Origin of the sequence: uncultured Nostoc sp. (assembly GCF_964245575.1) — a bacterium.
In the GTDB taxonomy this organism is placed as follows: Bacteria; Cyanobacteriota; Cyanobacteriia; order Cyanobacteriales; family Nostocaceae; genus Nostoc.
Genome location: NZ_CAXTNP010000489.1, coordinates 1 through 3,228, shown reverse-complemented (window position 1 = coordinate 3,228; position 3,228 = coordinate 1). Strand labels below are relative to the sequence as shown.

At 40.6% G+C, this 3,228-nt stretch carries 1 protein-coding gene; it reads right to left on the bottom strand.

What is annotated here, in order from left to right; genetic code table 11:
- Positions 1–3,228 (bottom strand): WD40 repeat domain-containing protein (locus ACFFAP_RS37425; protein WP_375515943.1); only part of this gene is annotated, 3,228 nt, incomplete at both ends.

Here is a 3,228-nt window from a genome sequence, read left to right as displayed (position 1 = left end):
TAACAATGATTATCATTATTGCACTTGGTGATTTTATTCCTTGGAAGTCCCTTAGGACTAAATGTGTACCCTATATATAGCCCTCGTTCTACGGGATTTTCAAAAAGTTTGGGATTGTTGGAAAAATCAACTATAGAATAAGAATAAGCGTAATCCTTGTCATGATAAATAATTATAAATAACCGACCATCCTTACGAAAAATCATGTCCTTTAAATTACCTCTATGTAATTCAAATTTATTAAGATAAATAAGCTTTCCATAAATATCAAAAACAGTAATTGTGTTGTCTTTTTTAGCACCAGCAAAGTGTTTTCCATCAGGAGTAAAAATAACGCTGGTGAAACTACCTTCAGTTATTGGCAGTGAGGTTAAAGTTTGATGCGATAAGTCCCACAAACTAGTAGCACCCTGAGAGTCTGTGAGAGCTATCTGTTGACCATTAGGGCTAACACTGATACTTTCAATTTTTTTGTCTATAGGAAGTGAAGGTAAACTTGACTGCCACTCTTGGGTACTCCACAAGCGGATAGTACCATCTTCTCCAATAGTGATTAATTGTTTACCATCACTGCTAAATCTGACACTCCAAACTGCGCCTTCATGAGCCTTCCATTCAGTCGATTTTTGATTATTATAATCGTAAAAACTAATGTCGCCGTTTCTTCCTCCAATAGCTAACTGGTTGTTACGGGGATTAAAATTGGCGGAACAAGCTTCTGTGAAAGGTTTTGATTGTTGCGTAGAATTATCCTGACTAGAAGACAAGTCCCAAAAGTCGATTACACAAAGCTTGGATATGCCGGGACTCAATTTTCTTCGGGTGGTAACCATTTTCTTGCTATCAGGGCTTAATATTACATCGTCTACTGTAGTTGGTATTATAGATACATTTCTTACAGTTACACCTAAATCATGCTCGGATGAGTAGTCCGAAAAATGGAGATTGTCTCTGGAAATTTTTACTAGATGGTAGCCATCACTACTAAACATGATGTCTTTTTCGGTAATACCTTTAAACATGATGTCTTTTCCATTAATCATGATGTGTTTTACGGTAATACCTTGAGTCTCTGAATACTCTGCTAATTTTTTCAACCCTTCTCGACTTTGCAAATTCCATAAGTAAGCACTACGTTGCCTCTCCTTATTGGAAATAATTAAAGCTAGACTCTTGCCATCGCGACTAAAACTGACGCTTTCAATAAAGCCTGGAACCTTTAGTAACTCCTCACAATGCTTGCTCTCCAAACCACATAAGTGGATGGTTTCGTTTCGTCCTACGATAGCCAGTTGGCTGCCATCGGGACTAAAACTGACACTTTTTCTAAAACCGCTATTTTTGCCCAAAGCCAATTTTGTAACCTGTTGGGTTTTTGAGTCCCATAAGCTAATAACATCGTCCTGATGACCGTCATTTGTTTTAACAACAGTGCTAACAGCAATCCATACCTTGTCATCTTGACCCAAAAATATATCGCGTACCTGACCTTGAGGTAGTCGCCAGCGATTGAGTTCTTTAACTTGATAAACCGCCTTTTGCAAGGTTGTTAAGACTTGATTTTGCCACTGCTGGTCTGGCTGGAATGGTCTACGCACAAGCAAGGACTTCAAGGACTTTCCTGCCCGTAAACTACTTATCAAAGCCTCTAACGTCAGTTGGTTTGCCCGAAACGCAGTTTCTGTGGAATTTTTATCAGCACTTATTTGTTGTATTATTGCTTGTCTCAGATTAGATAAAGCCCAAGCAGTTAAACTGAGCGATACCACAGTTACGCCAATCGCAATGCTCCAACGCAAGTTAACATTCCTACGTCTTTGCCAAACGCTTTGCTGCACGAACTCTGTTTCTACCTGGTTAAACCAGTAATCCACAGATTTGAGTTTCTTTCTTAAAACATCAAGGTAGGGATTACCATTCCAAAGAAACTGCCTCTTTTTCTCGAGTTGGCGTTCCTGAGCATTCTTTTTGATTTTGTTAAACCAGTCCTCACCAAAGTCGATTTTCTTATCAAACCAACTTAGAACAGGTTCAGCTTTTCCAAGAACACTTGCTGATTGTTCCTTGTTTTTCCACTCTAAGGCAGATGGAGTCAGTCGCCGTAGTAGGAGCAAATCTTCTTGCTCCTTTTGTTGCCATTTCTGTAGTTGATCCCAGCTTTTTACTAAAAAATCATGGGCTGGCTCTACATAAGGTTCTCCCGTTTCCTGTCCACTGACAACCAAGCGAGCTTCAATAAGACGTTTGACAACTAACTCGACTCGCTTATTTTCTTTATCATCTCGCTTGCTCGGGTCATGCTTGTCTGCATACACTAATTCTGATAATGGTACCCGACGCCGTGCTGATACCCCATTTTCAACAGTCACCATCCGCAGCATTACCCGTCGCATGGTATCTCTATGAGCATCATCGGGTAAGGAGTCATATTCCTTATTAGCTCTTTGTGTCAGAGAACCAGCAACGCCACCTTCAAAGTCAAATTCAGCATCAAGTGTCAGGGCGCGATCGCTTGTCTCTCCAGTTTCCCACTTTTTAGCAAGTTTAATGTAAAGTTCGCTGAGTGTAAAAGATAGCAAGGGTAAGGCACCAGGCATCTGCCCCATTTCATCAACTAACTTGTCTACCGGATTTCGCTGTCCTGGAAGCTGTTCAAAGTAAAGTGCCATTTCTGCTGCGGGACGCTCAATCGCTTGCCGTAACTCATCGGAACGCATGGCACGGACTGGAAAGCGAGCGTGTGTCCAATATGACTTGAGTGCCTCCGAGTTGAGGAAGCGCGGTTCAAAGTCGGATCGCAATGTAATTACTATGCTCAGTTGCGGCTCCTTAGCTGCCAAAGTTGCTTGTAGCAGTTTTAAGAACTGTTGCGACTCCGTAAGATTTGGTTGCTGGTTTTGCTTATCTTCTTTACTGTGAGAACTTAAGGTGATTAACTCCTCAAATTGGTCTATGACGAGTAACAACCTGATTCCAGGTCTTTGTTCGCTCCATATTTTGACAATTTTGATAAATTCATTTGGGTCATGTAGGCGTTGGCTGAGTGGATTAAGACAATTTAAAACTGCCTCTTTTAGAAGCCTCTGTTCGTTCGGAACACGACATAAATTATTGATATCATCAAAATGAGCGACAATTAAAAACTGCTTTGCTTCTTTCGTTCCTCGTTTCCAAATGTCTTTTTTGGTCACTGCATTAAGGGCAGTTGTAATGGCTTCATCTAATTCT